This window comes from Kordiimonas sp. (assembly GCF_048264555.1).
In the GTDB taxonomy this organism is placed as follows: Bacteria; Pseudomonadota; Alphaproteobacteria; order Sphingomonadales; family Kordiimonadaceae; genus Kordiimonas.
In genome coordinates this window covers 37,125-51,616 of the sequence record NZ_JBLXCX010000001.1, presented here as the reverse complement: position 1 = coordinate 51,616, position 14,492 = coordinate 37,125, and the positions used below count along the sequence as shown (strand labels likewise).

Here is a 14,492-nt window from a genome sequence, read left to right as displayed (position 1 = left end):
GATAAAACGATGTCAGCCATATACACATTAAGGCCGGGCGAGACCGGCGAAGAAAGGTACAACAGCTTCCGAGAGAGCCTGCCGCTGAAGGTGGCCCGCGCGCGGCGGGGCTTTGGCGGCTTTATTACGCTCGATCTCGGGCAACCCCGCGCGGATGATGCGGTGACCGGTGAACCGCAATGGGAATGGCACTTGTGGGTTTATAGTTGCGATTGGGATCTTTACCTCGATCAGTCACGGCTTCTCTGGCGCCGTGAGAGCGACAATGCCCGTGCCAATCATATCCTCAGCAAACTGGAAGGCGAGACACTCACGTCCATCGTTTATGATGAAACGGATGACTGTTTCGAGCTTACCTTCACTGGCGGGTTCACGCTCAACATTGACCCGGATTTTTATGGGTTTGATGCGGACGCAGACCTCTTCATGCTCTTCAAGCATGGCGAGCGGGACGTGCTCTCCTACTCCCCTAAACGACGTTTTTATAAAGCCGCGTAGGGCAGAGGGAAGGAGAGGATCATGAACCATCCAGCACCAGATTTCGAGATTTATACAAGCCTCAGGATCAACAGCCTTGAGAGCTCCCCGGACGCGGTAACCAAGTCGCTTGGGCTTTTCCCGAGCCGGGTGAGCCGCAAGGGTGAGCAGGAATGCGCGTCCGGCGTCGAAAGCTTCGCGGAAGATTTCGGCCCGCTTTCCACCAAGAACCTGTGGGTCCTGCACTCGGGCCTCGCGGCGGAGAATACACCGCTTTCAGCGCAGATTGATGCGCTTCTAGGCCAGCTTGAAGGGCGCGAGGAGCCCGTACGCAAATGGGCGAAAAACGCCTGGGTCACAGTGGAAGCGTATGCCCACAAGGCTATGCCCGCGCTTACGCTCACGCCGGAGCAGATGAAGCGGATGGCGGCGCTCGGGATTACGCTTGATGTTGATTTTCATGACCTGACACAAACAACAAATGATACGATTGAGGAGACCAAAGATGCATAAATTCCATGATGTGATGTTGCCGCGAGACGAAAGCCAGTTCGGCCTGAAAAAGGGCGCAACCGGCGCGATCATCGGCATCAACAAGCTACGCAAGCGGGTCTATACCGTTGAGTTTCCGCATGCGAGCACGGGTGCATCCACGCTTCTTGATCTTGATGCGGATATTTTTGACCACACGGGCGACACAGTAATTGTGGCTGGCTGGCGCCAGGCGCAGGGCGCGCTCGCACGCGTTTGATAATTCTGCCTGGTGCCGGGAAAGCTGACATCACCCGGCAGCAGGGCACATGATTTTGCCAAAGGAATCTTACCTTGTTCCTTACCCTAAGCGCCGCATCTCCCCTTACGCGGTGCGCCCCTCGGCCCCACGGACAACCGTGGGGCTTTTTTTTCTCACCAATATCGCTATGATCCCCGACCGGAGGATTTGGGATGATCAATCGCCTGTTTAACTGGCTTGACTGGGGCTGCGATGCCTTCCTGAAAGTGATAGTTTTACTGCTGTTTTTAGGCGGCGGGCTGTTTCTGGCGGTTGCTGGAGGCACCTTTGGTGTGTGCCTTTTCCTCGTGATTGCAAGCTTCCTGAAGTGGGCGATGACCGATTCGCGCCCCGCAGATGCCGCGGGCGAAGAAGAAGCCTGATACCCGTCCCGCCTTTACCGCCTTTTCTCAATATAGATGAAGCGAATGCTGTTCACTGATGCAGCATAGGCGTTATTTGTTTTGCGCTCGTCGCCTCTTGTCTTTGCGCGCCCAAGGGAATGCAAAACACCGTTTATTGTATACTACACTTATTTAGTGTAAATATTGCGTTCCATTACACGCTTTGGGGGCGAGTATATGAACGACCAGACAAGATCGCATGATCTGAAGCTGCGCTATCCTGCAATCCTGTGGGCGCTCGCGGTTAGCCTGTTGTTTTCTGTGGGTTTCTATCTTTCAGGCACCTGAGGGAGGGAACCACATTTGTTTAGTGGCTTGACTGCACCATGGTGCGGCCCTGTGATGTTTTGCTTGCAACCTGCCGCCTTCTTTTCATCAGCTTTGATATTGAGTGGACGTATGCCTGAGGCGCGCTATTCTGGCGCGAGGTGATAGTGCCAAGTGGGGAATTTTATGCTTTCAATTGATACGGTGGTGGCGTTTACGCTGGCGTCTGTTGTGCTGGCGTTCGCGCCGGGGCCAGACAATATTTTTGTGCTGACCCAAAGCGCTCTTAAGGGCCCCAAAGCGGGTGTTGCGGTTACCTTTGGTTTGGCGACGGGGCTTGTTGTGCATACGGCTGCGGTGGTGCTTGGCCTTGCCGCGCTTATTGCGGTGTCAGAGCTTGCGTTCACGGCCCTCAAGGTGGTGGGGGCCGCCTATCTTGTGTATCTGGCGATTGGTGCGTTTCGCGCGAAGCCGGAGGCGATTGAGGCGACAGACGGCAAGGCCAGAAGCCTTGGGCAATATTATCGCCGCGGCATTATCATGAACGTTACGAACCCGAAAGTATCCATATTCTTCCTGGCTTTTCTGCCACAATTTGTGGATGCGGGTGCGGGGAATACGACCGCGCAGATGCTCACGCTGGCGGCGCTTTTCTTCCTTGTTACCCTCGTGGTGTTCTCATCCATTGCACTTATGGCGGGGCAAATTGGCACGCGGCTATCAAACTCCCCCAAGGCGCAGGTCTTGATGAACCGCATCGCAGGCACCATATTTTTAGGGTTGGCCTTAAAGCTCGCCCTCTCTGAGCGGTAGGCCAAACTGCCGCGCCAGCGGCCAATAGATGGGGAAAAATTATGACAGCGATATACATCATTCTGGGCCTTGTTGCCCTTGTGCTGATATACGGCATTGCGATTTACAATAAGCTCGTGGGCCTTCGTGTGCGCACCAATGAGGCATGGTCTGATATCACGGTGCAGATGAAACGCCGGTATGACCTTGTGCCCAATTTGGTTGAAACCGTGAAGGGATATGCGGCGCACGAGAAAGAAACCCTCACTGGGGTGATCAATGCGCGCAACGCGGCGGTGGCCAGCACCGGCAGCCCGGATGAGCAGGCCGCGAACGAGAATATCTTCAGCCAGGCGCTGGGTAAATTGATCGCACTTTCCGAGGCTTACCCTGAGCTGAAAGCCAACACCAATTTCAACAATCTGTCCGCAGAGCTTGCCGCGCTTGAAGACCATATCCAGAAGGCACGGCGCTTTTATAACGGTAACGTGCGTGAGCTGAACACAGCGGTGCAGGAGTTCCCCTCCAACATCATCGCGGGCATGTTTGGTTTCACCCTGTCTGAGTTTTTTGAGCTGGACGAGGCGGAGCATACCGCCGTGCAGCAGGCTCCGAAGGTCGAGTTCTAGCACCTCCCTCCTTGCGAAGTGAGAGCGCCAATGAACTCAATCTTGAAGGGGTGACAATGAAACAGATTTTTGAAATGCCCGGCCGCGCACTGGCGGCCTTCCTGATAGCCTTCGCGGTGGTTGTGGGTGCTGTGCCTGTGAGTGCGGCGGAGACCATCCGCCAGTTCCATAGCGATATCACCGTGCGTGCCGATGGTGTGCTTGAAGTGGTGGAAAGCATCACGGTGAATGCGGAGCATGACCGTATCCGGCGCGGTATCTTCCGTGATTTTCCCACCCGCTATGAGGACCGGAACGGCAACACGGTCAACTTCGGCTTCGATGTGAAAGACGTGCGGCTGGACGGCGGCGATGTACCTTACAATATGGAGTGGCTTAATAACGGCTGGCGTGTGCGCATCGGTGACCCCAACAGCATGGTGAGGCGGGGCGAACATACCTATACCATCACCTATGAAACCACGCACCAGCTCACCCACCTGCCGGAGACAGACGAGCTTTATTTCAACATCACCGGCAACGGCTGGGACTTTGCGATTGATAGCGCGAGCACGACCATCACGCTGCCTGAAGGGGCGATGCTCGCGCGTACAGCCGCCTACACCGGGCGTTTTGGCTCAAACGCCAGTGACGCAACGCTGCGCCAGCTCTCTAACAACAAGATCGAGGTGCGCACGAACAGGCGCCTTGGCACACGTGCGGGCCTCACCGTTTTGCTGGAATGGCAGGCGGGCATCGTTGCCCGACCGACCGTTGCGGATAAAGCCGCGCGGCTGATGAGCGATAACGGCTGGATGCTGGTGGGTGCCCTGGCGGCGCTTGTCACCTTGCTCTATGGCCTTAACGCGTGGCGCGCAGTGGGCAAAGACCCGAAAGGCGGCCCTGTGGTCGCGCAATATGGTGCGCCAATAGGCGGTGACGGCAAACCCATGTCGCCCGCCCTTTGCCGGTTCGTGAGCCGCATGGGGGCGGACGCAACCGTGTTCACCGCAGCGATCATCTCGATGGCTGCCAAAGGGCTGATCACGATTGAGGAAGACGGCAAGCTCGTCACGCTGAGGCGGATTGGGCCGGAGATTGATGCTGCCAAGCTATCGCCGGGTGAAGCTGTGATCGCACGCGAGTTTCTGGAGGCCGATGACGCCTGCACCTTTGGCGGTGAATTTAGCAAAAGCTTCACGCTGGGGCTCAAGCGATTTTATGCCGCTGTTGAGCGCGGGGAGGCCAAATATTTCACCCGCAACCGGGGTGTGGTGTTCACCACGGTTTCCGTCGCAGCCGCAGGCATGTTGGCCATGGTAACAGCATCTTACCAGTTGATATGGGGGCTTGTTGCCATTGGCCTCATTGCGGCTTTTGCCTTTTGGGGGGTGAAAAGCCTCTTGGTGCGGGACCGGCATGAGAGCAATGCGCTCGTTAACTCTGTTGGTGGCCTTCTGGTGATGCTGATGTTTTTCCCTGCCATTCTGGGTGGCGGGGAGGCAAGGCTCGCGCCATTCATGCTGGTGTTTCTCCTGCTCACGCTTGCCCCCACCATCATCTTTTCTGTGCTGATGCCAGCACGCACAAAATTTGGCCGCAAGGTGCTGGATGAGATTGAGGGCTTGAAGCTTTATATGACCGTGGCGGAAAAAGACCGGCTCAACTTCCATAACCCACCAGAACGTACACCAGAGCATTATGAAGCGCTGCTGCCTTATGCCATTGCACTTGATGTTGAAAACAAATGGGGTGACCAGTTTGATGATGTGTTGAGGCGCGCGGCCGAGCTTCGCGGCGAGGATGAATATCATCCGGTTTGGTATCACAGCCACCGAGGGTATGGCCGTGGGTATGGCACCCGCCGTGCGTTTGGCGGCGCACTGGGCGCCACCATCGCAAGCACGGTAACCAGCTCCATCGCGGCGGCCAGCACACCACCATCTTCAAGCGGGTCATCCGGCTTTTCAGGTGGTGGTGGTTTCTCCGGCGGTGGTGGCGGCGGTGGTGGCGGTGGCGGCTGGTAATTACACCAACGGCTTACGGCCATACCGCATAAAAAGCGGCCAGCAAACGGTGCGGCTTTCCGCGTCGCCCCACACTTCCTGAAGCTTTGCGGCAAAAGCGTCAAGCGGGTTGAAGCCAAGGACTTTTTTGGCCTCCCCAATCGCGGACCACGTGCCCAAATACCCCTTAAGCTGGTCAAACGTCCAGTCAACCTTCAACTCATACCTTGGCATGGGTGGTTCATCATAAGGGAAGGGCAGGCTCGCGTACTCATCATCAAAATGCGCGCGCTCCGGGGGCCAATAGGCGCCAATGCCGCGCGTGTAAAAATCATCAACCGCCGCGTCAATTTCAGGCGTAATGCGGGCGAGGCCATAGGCCACCAGCGCCAGAACACCGCCGGGTTTCAGCGCCTTGTCTGCGCAGGCATAAAAAGCGGGCAGGTCAAACCAGTGCGCGGCCTGCACGACCGTGATCATATCCACGCTTAAGGGATCAAGCTGGATATTTTCCGCCGTGCCAACGCGGTAATCAACCCGGTCGTCCGGGTCTGCGTTCTCGATCTGGGAGGCGCTGCCATCATAGGCGATCACACGGTCAAACCGTTTGGCCAGCACGCGGGTAAATTGCCCGCTGCCACAGCCTACATCAACTGCCAGTTTGCGGACATCAAGGCCCGCCGCCAGATGGTCCACAAGGCTCACATCATATTGTGGCCGGTGAGTTTTATAAGCGCTGCTGTCGCGGGAAAAATGATCTTTAAACGTCATATGGGGAATTCTCCGTCTTATGGGGCGACATCATAGCCAATTGTTGCGCCCGCGCCAACCGCGTTACCGTGTGCAATGCGCGGCATGGTTGAAGGCTGGTCACATTTCCGTTTTTGACCTTGGCAGCCCTTAATTTTCACTTCAGAGTGTCGCGCGAAAAAGGGGTATAAGTGGGTGAGAATGGCTGTCTCAGCCGCCTATAAGAAAAACAACGATTGGGAGGTCAATCATGAAAGTTTCCTATAAACCACTGGCGCTTGGTGTGCTGGCAGCTTTTACGCTGCAGGCACCGGTTTGGGCACAAGATGCGGTGGGCACTGACGCACCTGCCGCCATTTCAAAATTTGAAAGCGCGGATGTGTTTGAGCTTGAGTATGCGGATAGCCCAGCCGTTTCACCGGACGGTAAAACCGTGCTTTATGTGCGGCGCTCAAACGATATCATGACAGACGGCACCCGCTCCAACATCTGGATGGCAGCAGCGGACGGCAGCGACCACAGGCCGCTTCTTTCCGGCACAAAAAGCTACCGCTCGCCGGTGTGGTCACCGGACGGCAAGCGCATCGCCTACCTCTCGAACGAACACGGCAAAACCCAGCTTTATGTGCGCTGGATGGACACCGGGCAAACGGCGCTGGTGACCAACCTGCAGTCAAGCCCTTCTGGCATCACATGGTCGCCAGACGGTAGCCAGATCGCCTTCACCATGAGCGTGAAGGAAAAGGGCAAGCCGCTGAATGTGAAAATGCCCGCAAAACCAAAGGGCGCGGACTGGTCGCCTGCGGTAACCTATGTTTCCAAGGCGCGCTATCAGGCGGATGGGCGCGGCATTCTGGAGCCTGCCTACACCCATGTGTTTATCGTGCCTGCAGATGGCGGCACGGCCCGGCAACTGACGGACGGCAACTATAACCACCGTGGGCCGATCAGCTTCACGGCAGATGGCAGCGAGATTATCGTTTCCGCCAACCGCAGCGATAACTGGGAATATGAGCAGCGCGAAAGCAACCTCTATGCCTTTGGCCTTGAAGGCGGCATGCGGGAGATCACCAATGCGCCGGGGGCTGAATATGGCGCAACCGTTTCGCCTGACGGCAAATATATCGCCTACCTTAAAATGGATGACCAGAAGCTCGCGTACAGGAATAAATACCTGCACGTGATGAAGCTTGACGGCACAGATGACCGTAATCTCTCCGCCGACATCGACAACTCGCTCGAGGCGCTGACATGGGACGATAAAAGCAAAGGCCTCTACTACCAGATGACCGTGCGCGGTGTGGCGCAGGTGGGCTATGCGGACTTGTCCGGCAAACATCGCCCAGTGGCTTATGGCCTTGGCGGCACCACGCTGGGCAGGCCGTATGAAAGCGGCACCTACTCCGCCGCTGGTGGTACGGTTGCTTTCACCAAAGGCACACCGCATCGCCCGGCAGACCTTTATGTCGCCCGTGGCGGCAAGGCCATGCCGCGCCAGCTCACGAGCCTGAACGAGGATGCGCTTGGGCATAAAACCCTCGGTGACGTGCAGGAGATCATCTATAACTCCTCCATCGACGGGGAGGAAATTCAGGGCTGGTACATGACCCCGCCTGACTATGACCCATCCAAAAAATACCCGACCATTCTCGAGATCCACGGCGGCCCACACCTGAGCTATGGCCCGCACTTCTCGGCCGAGATGCAGCGCTTTGCCGCTGAAGGTTATGTGGTGTTTTATGATAACCACCGGGGCAGCACATCCTATGGGGAGCGTTTTGCGCTTCTGCTTCAAAACAAATATTCCAGCGAATACGACTTTGCGGATCATATGTCCGGCCTTGATGCCTTGATCGAGAAAGGTATCGCGGACGCTGACCAGCTTTACATCACTGGTGGTTCTGCGGGCGGTATTGCAAGTGCTTATGCCATTGGCCTCACTGACCGTTTCCGTGCGGCAGCCGTTGCAAAACCGGTGATCAACTGGATATCAAAGGTGCTGACAGCGGATAGCTACCTCGGGCAGATTCCATTTCAGTTCCCGGGCATGCCGTGGGACAATGTTGAGCACTACTGGAAACGTTCACCGCTTTCGCTTGTGGGCAACGTGACAACGCCAACGCTTCTGATCACGGGCGAGGCTGACCGCCGCACGCCCATCTCGGAGACCGAGCAGTTCTACCAGGCGCTCAAGCTCCGCAAGGTGGATACCCTGATGGTACGTGTGCCTGAAAGCCCGCACGGTATAGCGGGCCGCCCGTCGCGCCTGATTGCGAAGGTGGAAAATATCCTCGCATGGTTCGAAAAGTATAAATAACTGCAGTCTGTAAAAGGTCGGGGCAGCCTGATGCCCCGGCCCACTTTTGAGTATCCGTAAAGAGTTTTCACCAACTCGACACGATTGGGGCAATATAATGATTACCAGAGAAAGCCGGGTTCACCGCCGGCTGAAAACGCACCTGTTGTGCGGTGCCGCCTGCCTGATGGTGGCGACGCCTGCACTTGCCGACAGCACCGTTGAAGAAATTGTCGTGAGCGCACAGAAGCGCGAGGAAAGCCTGACCGACACGCCGGTGTCCGTCAGCGTTGTGGGCAGCGAGTGGGTGGCAAACAGTAACCTGACCTCGCTTGAGGATTTGGGTGCTGTGGTGCCGGGGCTCAGCTTCTTTTCCCAATTTGTTTATAATAATACCGTCACCCTCCGGGGCGTGGGCACCTTCAGCCGCAACATCGGTTTTGACGAACGGGTGGGCCTCTATCTGGACGGCATCTACCTCGGGCCATCTTATGGGCTCAATCAGAACCTATTGGATCTGGCGCAGGTTGAAGTGTTGCGGGGGCCCCAGGGCACCTTTTTTGGCCGAAACGCTATTGCGGGTGCCATAAACCTGAAAAGCGAAAAACCGGGCGATGAGCTGCGGGTCAAGGGCCGTGCGCGTTATGGCAGCCTGGGCGAGCGTGTGGTGCAGGGCCTTGTTTCTGTGCCGATGGGCGATGAACTGGCCGTCAGCTTGTCTGCGGGCCTGAATAACCGGGACGGCCTGACCGATAACCTCGTAACCGGGGAAGTGACCGATAACCGCAACCGGGACAGCATGCGTGCGCAGGCGGTGTTCCGCCGGGGCAGTTTTGAGGCGCACCTGAGCCTTGACCGCACCTCGCTTGATGAACGTGCGCTGATCGGTGATCCGCTTTCTGATACCCTTGGTGTGGCGCCGGATAGCTTTGCGCCGGATGATTTTGAAGTGGCATTCAACACGGTGCCACAGCAAAGCCTTGTGGCGAAAGGTGTGGGCCTGACCCTTGAGTATGAACTACCGGGCGGTGGCGCCATACAGTCGCTCACCGGCCTTCGCTCAACCGACGTGGCGATGGTGAACGATACAGACTATTCACCCGCTGATCTCTTCCATATCGATTATGATGAAGACTATAGCCATTTCAGTCAGGAGCTTCGCTTTGCCTCCAAAGAAGGCGAACGGCTGACCTATATGGCGGGTGTGTCTTACCTTGACCAGAGTGCAAAAACGGACCGCCACGCGGTGGCGGGGTCAAGCGGCCTTCTCCTCGGTATGCTGCCGGGCGCAGACCTCTCGAACACCGGCCGGGTGGATACAACAGCCTGGGGCCTTTTTGCCAACGCAGATTATGCGGTGACGGAACGCCTGAGCGTGCGCGCGGGCTTAAGGTATTCGCATGACAAGAAGGTGGCAGACTGGACGATCAACACCCTCGAAGGCCCGGCATTTGGGCTTGCAACCGGCACCCTTAATGCTGAGCGCACGGATGATGACATCTCCCCCACCGTCAGCATGAGCTATCAGGCCTCAGACAATATCACGGCTTTTGTGCGCTATGCGGAAGGCTATAAAAGCGGCGGCTTCAATCTCGATTATGTCAGCGCGGGCATTTTCCCCGGCGATGTGGCGTTTGAGAAAGAAAGCGCCCGCAGCTATGAAGCAGGCCTGAAGGGCAACCTGGCGGATAGCGCGCTCTGGTTCTCCGCCACCGCATTCTGGGTGGATTATGACGACTTTCAGGTTAACCAGTTCCGTGACCTTGGCGGCGGGCGTACAGCGATCGTGATCTCGAACGCCGCGAAGGTGCGCACAAAAGGCCTTGAACTTGAGGTGCAAGCTGAACTCGCGAAAGGCCTTAGCGTGCGGGCATGGACATCGGTGCTGGATGCGACCTACAGCGAATTTGCGGAAGGTGGCGTGGGCGGTACGGACGCCTCCGGCAACAAGCTTGACGCGCCTGATTTTGAAGCAGGTGTTGTGGTAGATTATGAACGCGGCTTAAGTGCAGCTTTGCTCGGGTTTGTGCATGCAAGTTTCACGCACTCAGGCGGCTCATACGTCACGCCGGATAACATCACGAGCCAGTCGCTTTTGGGTGGTGCCAGCGTGCCATACGGGCGGCTGGGTGCGCGGGATCTTTTTGATGTGAAGCTTGGTGTCGGCAGTGATGACAGCACATGGCGGCTTGCGTTTTATGCGGAAAATATCCTCAAGGATGATGCTGTGACATCCAGCATCAGGGACTTTTTTGGCACCATATCCGAGGCACGCCTGCAGCCACGCACATATGGCATTGAGGCTTCTTTCGCTTTCTAGGGGGAAGGACGCACGCCTATGGTGTGTTGGTGATCAGTTGACGTCAGGGGGGGCGGCACCGATGTTTTCGGTTTTCGCCCATCTGGACCAATTGGCTTTCAAGAGCTGGTCAACAGTTCCCGCCGCACGGAGCTTTTCAATTGCCGCAGATATCTGCGGCAACAGGTGCAGGCAGGATGACTTTTTGGATATAGCCAGATGCATGCTTTCCTGGCTGAGCGGCGGCACATGGGTGCGGATGCGCGGTGCGATGCCAAGTTTATGGGCCGCAACCATTACCGGATAGAGGCCGTGAATGGCATATTGGATGCGCTTGTGGTCGAGGAGGTTCAGGAGGTGATCCACCGACGGTACCGTGTGCAGCTTCAGGGATGCCGCGCTAAATTCATCCAGATCCTGCCCGAGCGAGTCACCGATCACCATACCGCCCTGGTAGGGGATAAGGTTATCCCGATCGCGGTAATGGATATCTGTATCCACAAGGGTAATGACAACAACCGGCTCGTTTGAAAAGGCGCTGGTATACTCGAGCTTGGCTTCCCGTTCCGCTGTGCGGTAAAGGCTGGCGATCATATCCAGTTCGCCTGCAAAAACCTGAGACTGCGCGCGTTTCCAACCCCCGCTGTGCACAGTACGAATGGGCACCCCGATTTCTTTTGATATCAGGTCGAGAAGGTCGGGGGCTGCGCCCACCAGCACATCACCCTTTTGCCAGGAAATGGGCACATAGTCCGGGTGGCCTGTGGCAACAATCTCCTCACACTGGGCGGCATACACTTGCCCTGAGGCCACCAGTGCGGCGGCAATACCCAGAGTGATATGTTTTACCCAGTTTCTGACCATAATCTGCCATGCCTACAAGGTTGCTGAATATTGTAGGCGAAGCCCCGACTATACAGCAAATGCAGCTTTTGCTCTATAAAATATCGCATTGGTAGCGATTTCTATCGGTTCGCGTGTGTATGCCCGCGGATCACGCGGTGCGGGCCAAAAAAATAGCCGGGCCATAGCCCGGCTAAAGTTGATCGCTCGTGTCGTATTCCAGCGAATTTGCTTTTAGAAGCTGACACGGGCCCCAAACAGGATGCGGCGATCAAGCTGCGTTACGTTATTGGGAGCTTTCACCGCGTCTGAGGTGAAAGACACAACATTGTTGGTAACGTTGAGCACTTGCAGTTGCAGGTGCACATTGCTGATCACCTCGTAGTTGGCCGAAAAATCAAGCTGACCAAATGCGTTCTGGAACCTGGGCACACCCCATGCACCAGCAAAGGCATGCAGATATTCAGACCGCCATGCGTAGGCGATGCGGGCGCTAAAGCGCTGGTCATCATAATAGAGTGACGCGTTGGCACTATGGCGGGAAAGGCCCGGTAGGCCAGTGCTGCGCACGTCATCTTCGGCATTAAAGTCAGCGGAGCTGTCGGCAAACGTATAGTTCGCCTGCACGCCGAAGTTCTGCATCCAGCCTTCAGGCAGGAAGGTCAGGCGCATTTGGCCTGCAACTTCAAGGCCCTTGATTTCCGCAGAAGCACCATTGGCAGGGCGTGTGATCACCACGGGTGCCGTGACAAGAACACCGTCTCGCTGGCGTGGGAAGGTACGATCTTCGGTGAAGGTTTCCGTGTCGATAATGCCGTCCAGGCTTTTGTAGAAAAGCGTGGCAGACAAGAGGCCCTCGTCGCCAAAGTACCATTCCATGCCAAGGTCGATGTTATTGGCAGTGAAAGGTTGAAGCCCCGGGTTGCCCTGGCTCCCAAAGCCCCCGCCTTCATCCACACCGCTGATATTCTCCGTTGGTGCGAGGTCGCTCAGCGTCGGGCGTGTATAACTGCGGGAATAGGCCGCACGGATGTAGAGATCATCCTGCACCTCATAGCGCAGGCTCGCGCTTGGCAGAAAGTCGTGATAGGTGCGCACGTTGTTCACAGCTGACGGAACACCATTGGTGACAGATGTGCCGTTTGTGGTTTGCTCGGTGCGCAGGAAACGAAGCCCTGCATTGAAGAGTAGTCTGTCTACCTCGAACGTTGCTTCTGCATAGGCGTTAAAGGTGGCTTCGCGCAGGTCGTAGCTGTTCTGCAAACCGTTGAGCGCACGGTCTGTCACTGCGGCGCCATCAATCGGTGCGCCGTCAAGACCGTTGGGTAGCCATAGTGCGATGGCCTTGTCGATGTCCGCGGTGTTCAGCGTTTCTGGGATGCCTGCCGGCGCGCCTGATATATTGAAGTTTTCAATCAGATACACATTGTCAGCAAGGCTGGGCAATGTGCGGCGGTCTACACCGGAATCTGCGCGCACAATCACGCCGCCGTGGTTGACATTGACCATCTTGCGTACGGAGTAACGAGCACCAAAGTCAATAGCTTTGATGGCGCTGTCATGGAAGGTGTGCTCAAAATCCAACTTCGTGGTAAAATCGCTGTCGCGGCTTTCCGATGGTGTGAGGTAGAAGACGTTGATCAGGAATTCTTCCGGGTTGGCGGAGAAATTCGTGCCTGATGTAGACCAGTCTACGTGTTTGCCCTGGTGAGCGTAGCTTACATCGCCGAGGACAAACTCACCGGTATCGAGATCCGCGCGGCGATAGGAGAGCAGTGCACCAAGGCCGTCGCTCGCGCGTTTGGTGTAGCCCATGTATGGTGTAATGGTCCAATCATCGGTGGGTGTCCATTTCACGGACCCAATGATCTGATAAAGCTCATCATCCCGCGACAGGTTGTTAGCACCGACCCGCTGCTGCACACCGCCGAACGTACCCGAAGTGATAACCCCGTTTTCTACAACGGCATTCTCAATAGAGGTCACGTTGCTTTCGTTCGGAGCATCAAAGCGTGTGGTAAAACGCGTGGCATCCAGCGTGGAATAAAGCCCGTTCAGACTAACCTCGATATCGTCAGACGGGCGCCACTGTACAGCAAGGTTACCGCTCACGCTTTCTGTGTCCGAGATGTTCCAGATATAGTGCGGGATATTGTTCACATAGGCCGCTTGTTCCTCGGCCGTGCCGATGGCCGGGTTACCGTCATCGTCCTTGATGGCTGTGAGGCCAAAGGGGCGCACGTTAAAACCGCCTGAGCGGTTGGATTGAGATTTGCCGCGTGCATAGACGACGGCGGCGGCAATGCCAAACTCGTCATCGAAATTATTGCTGACAAGCAGTGAACCACGCCCGCCAAGATTGTCGGCCGTTTTGCTGAGATTGCCTTGCGCCGAGGCAGCCAGCTTGAAGCCGGGGTAGTTGAAGGGTTGCGGTGTGCTCATTTCCACGAGCCCAGCGAGGCCACCTTCTGCGTGGCGGGCAGAGACTGACTTGTTGACAACAACGGTGGTGAACAGCTCCGAAGGCAAGATTTCAAAATCGAAACCACGGCCACCTGCGGCGTTGGTACTGGGCGCTGTCATGCCGTTAATTTGAACCCGGGTGAAATTGGCACCGAGGCCGCGCAGGTTGATGGTCGAGCCCTGGCCAGTGTCTGATCGGTTCAGGGTCACACCGGGGATGCGTTGCAGGGTTTCTGACAGGTTGAGGTCGGGGAACTTGCCCAGATCCTCTGCGGAGATGGCATCACTGACACCAACTGCGTCGCGCTTCAGATTTCGCGCCGAAATAATGCTTGCACGAACGCCGGTGACCACGATTTCCTCAAATGCCACGCTATTTGTCGCTTGGCTTTCGGTATCCTGGGCGTAAGCGACGGTGCTTGCGCACGCCATCAGCGCGATGGCCGATGTACTGGCAAGGCCGCCCTTTAAAATTCGGTCCGTGAAGGACCCTTTCAGGTTGCGTTTCATATCTT

12 protein-coding genes are annotated in these 14,492 nt (G+C 56.5%); 9 read left to right on the top strand and 3 right to left on the bottom strand.

Features of this window, described 5'->3' with window-relative positions; genetic code table 11:
• Nucleotides 1-9 precede the first annotated feature (9 nt).
• The 7 genes from ACN0XZ_RS00190 (at nucleotide 10) to ACN0XZ_RS00160 (ending at nucleotide 5,347) form a co-directional block, all read left to right on the top strand.
• Nucleotides 10-498, top strand: a complete 489-nt coding sequence (locus tag ACN0XZ_RS00190) for a hypothetical protein (RefSeq protein WP_417455679.1) — start codon at nucleotides 10-12, stop codon at nucleotides 496-498.
• A gap of 21 nt (nucleotides 499-519) precedes the next feature.
• On the top strand, nucleotides 520-990 hold the full coding sequence (locus ACN0XZ_RS00185; protein WP_417455678.1) for a DUF4279 domain-containing protein: 471 nt from the start codon (nucleotides 520-522) through the stop codon (nucleotides 988-990).
• Nucleotides 983-1,228, top strand: coding sequence for a hypothetical protein (locus ACN0XZ_RS00180; protein WP_417455677.1), 246 nt, complete (start codon nucleotides 983-985; stop codon nucleotides 1,226-1,228). The genes ACN0XZ_RS00185 and ACN0XZ_RS00180 overlap by 8 nt, the downstream gene beginning before the upstream one ends.
• Nucleotides 1,229-1,422: 194 nt before the next feature.
• The gene (locus ACN0XZ_RS00175) at nucleotides 1,423-1,632 is read left to right on the top strand and encodes a hypothetical protein (RefSeq protein WP_417455676.1); all 210 of its coding nucleotides are present in this window, start codon (nucleotides 1,423-1,425) and stop codon (nucleotides 1,630-1,632) included.
• 474 nt (nucleotides 1,633-2,106) lie between these two features.
• Nucleotides 2,107-2,733, top strand: coding sequence for a LysE family translocator (locus ACN0XZ_RS00170; RefSeq protein WP_417455675.1), 627 nt, complete (start codon nucleotides 2,107-2,109; stop codon nucleotides 2,731-2,733).
• Nucleotides 2,734-2,774: 41 nt separating this feature from the next.
• Nucleotides 2,775-3,341 (top strand): LemA family protein, encoded by a 567-nt coding sequence (locus ACN0XZ_RS00165; RefSeq protein ID WP_417455674.1) that lies wholly within the window; start codon nucleotides 2,775-2,777, stop codon nucleotides 3,339-3,341.
• A 56-nt stretch (nucleotides 3,342-3,397) separates the two neighbouring features.
• Nucleotides 3,398-5,347: a DUF2207 domain-containing protein gene (locus tag ACN0XZ_RS00160; protein ID WP_417455673.1), complete on the top strand. Its 1,950-nt coding sequence runs from the start codon at nucleotides 3,398-3,400 to the stop codon at nucleotides 5,345-5,347.
• Here the strand turns inward: ACN0XZ_RS00160 and ACN0XZ_RS00155 are convergent, their stop codons facing one another.
• Entirely contained in the window at nucleotides 5,348-6,097 is a 750-nt protein-coding gene (locus ACN0XZ_RS00155; protein ID WP_417455672.1) for a class I SAM-dependent methyltransferase, read from the bottom strand.
• Between the two features lie 229 nt (nucleotides 6,098-6,326).
• On the opposite strand from ACN0XZ_RS00155, the gene ACN0XZ_RS00150 reads away from it, so the two are divergent.
• Both ACN0XZ_RS00150 and ACN0XZ_RS00145 read left to right on the top strand, forming a co-directional pair.
• Nucleotides 6,327-8,393, top strand: coding sequence for a prolyl oligopeptidase family serine peptidase (locus tag ACN0XZ_RS00150; RefSeq protein ID WP_417455671.1), 2,067 nt, complete (start codon nucleotides 6,327-6,329; stop codon nucleotides 8,391-8,393).
• A gap of 97 nt (nucleotides 8,394-8,490) precedes the next feature.
• Nucleotides 8,491-10,692: a TonB-dependent receptor gene (locus ACN0XZ_RS00145; protein ID WP_417455670.1), complete on the top strand. Its 2,202-nt coding sequence runs from the start codon at nucleotides 8,491-8,493 to the stop codon at nucleotides 10,690-10,692.
• A 33-nt stretch (nucleotides 10,693-10,725) separates the two neighbouring features.
• Here the strand turns inward: ACN0XZ_RS00145 and ACN0XZ_RS00140 are convergent, their stop codons facing one another.
• Nucleotides 10,726-11,535, bottom strand: a complete 810-nt coding sequence (locus tag ACN0XZ_RS00140; RefSeq protein ID WP_417455669.1) for a substrate-binding periplasmic protein — start codon at nucleotides 11,533-11,535, stop codon at nucleotides 10,726-10,728.
• 213 nt (nucleotides 11,536-11,748) lie between these two features.
• Nucleotides 11,749-14,487 (bottom strand): TonB-dependent receptor, encoded by a 2,739-nt coding sequence (locus tag ACN0XZ_RS00135; RefSeq protein ID WP_417455668.1) that lies wholly within the window; start codon nucleotides 14,485-14,487, stop codon nucleotides 11,749-11,751.
• Nucleotides 14,488-14,492: the final 5 nt, after the last annotated feature.

What these genes read in the sequence shown, in the direction of transcription:
- ACN0XZ_RS00145 (WP_417455670.1), top strand. Translation starts at nt 8,491, where the DNA reads ATGATTACCAGAGAAAGCCGGGTTCACCGCCGGCTGAAAACGCACCTG.
- ACN0XZ_RS00170 (WP_417455675.1), top strand. Translation starts at nt 2,107, where the DNA reads ATGCTTTCAATTGATACGGTGGTGGCGTTTACGCTGGCGTCTGTTGTG.
- ACN0XZ_RS00165 (WP_417455674.1), top strand. Translation starts at nt 2,775, where the DNA reads ATGACAGCGATATACATCATTCTGGGCCTTGTTGCCCTTGTGCTGATA.
- ACN0XZ_RS00185 (WP_417455678.1), top strand. Translation starts at nt 520, where the DNA reads ATGAACCATCCAGCACCAGATTTCGAGATTTATACAAGCCTCAGGATC.
- ACN0XZ_RS00150 (WP_417455671.1), top strand. Translation starts at nt 6,327, where the DNA reads ATGAAAGTTTCCTATAAACCACTGGCGCTTGGTGTGCTGGCAGCTTTT.
- ACN0XZ_RS00180 (WP_417455677.1), top strand. Translation starts at nt 983, where the DNA reads ATGCATAAATTCCATGATGTGATGTTGCCGCGAGACGAAAGCCAGTTC.
- ACN0XZ_RS00135 (WP_417455668.1), bottom strand. Translation starts at nt 14,487, where the DNA reads ATGAAACGCAACCTGAAAGGGTCCTTCACGGACCGAATTTTAAAGGGC.
- ACN0XZ_RS00190 (WP_417455679.1), top strand. Translation starts at nt 10, where the DNA reads ATGTCAGCCATATACACATTAAGGCCGGGCGAGACCGGCGAAGAAAGG.
- ACN0XZ_RS00175 (WP_417455676.1), top strand. Translation starts at nt 1,423, where the DNA reads ATGATCAATCGCCTGTTTAACTGGCTTGACTGGGGCTGCGATGCCTTC.
- ACN0XZ_RS00160 (WP_417455673.1), top strand. Translation starts at nt 3,398, where the DNA reads ATGAAACAGATTTTTGAAATGCCCGGCCGCGCACTGGCGGCCTTCCTG.
- ACN0XZ_RS00140 (WP_417455669.1), bottom strand. Translation starts at nt 11,535, where the DNA reads ATGGTCAGAAACTGGGTAAAACATATCACTCTGGGTATTGCCGCCGCA.
- ACN0XZ_RS00155 (WP_417455672.1), bottom strand. Translation starts at nt 6,097, where the DNA reads ATGACGTTTAAAGATCATTTTTCCCGCGACAGCAGCGCTTATAAAACT.